The sequence below is a fragment of the Rhodococcus sp. IEGM 1372 genome (assembly GCF_030056835.1).
GTDB lineage: Bacteria > Actinomycetota > Actinomycetes > Mycobacteriales > Mycobacteriaceae > Rhodococcoides.
This window is the reverse complement of sequence record NZ_JASHKS010000094.1, coordinates 1-354: the sequence shown is the minus strand read 5'-3', so window position 1 is coordinate 354 and position 354 is coordinate 1. Positions and strand designations below refer to the sequence as shown.

Annotated in this window: 1 protein-coding gene; it reads left to right on the top strand. The window is 63.0% G+C overall.

Annotated elements, in window-relative coordinates; all coding sequences use genetic code 11:
* A partial coding sequence (locus QM590_RS25810; RefSeq protein ID WP_269596915.1) for a helix-turn-helix domain-containing protein occupies nt 1–297 on the top strand: 297 nt, incomplete at its 5' end.
* Nucleotides 298–354 lie beyond the last annotated feature (57 nt).

Genomic DNA, 354 nt, shown 5'->3' with positions numbered 1-354 from the left:
CACTTCTCGTTCGAGTTCAAACTTGCTGTGGTGCAACGTGTTCTGGCTGGGGAGAGCAAGATCGAGCTGGCACGTGAGTACGGACTGTCGTCGGCGAGAATCATCGATCCGTGGGTGCGGGGATATCGCCGCGACGGCGACGAGGCGCTACGACCGAAGCGGGCGGGACGTCGACCGGCGTCGTCGAGTTCTGATCCCGGCGAGCTCGACCGGTTGCGTGAGGAGAACGAGCGGCTGCGGACGCAGGTGGCGTACTTGGGAAAATTGCGGGCCTTGAGGGAACAGGGACGACGGTGAAGGTTCTCGCTGTCATCGCCCTCAAGGCGCAGTACCGTCTCGATGTGCTGCTCGACG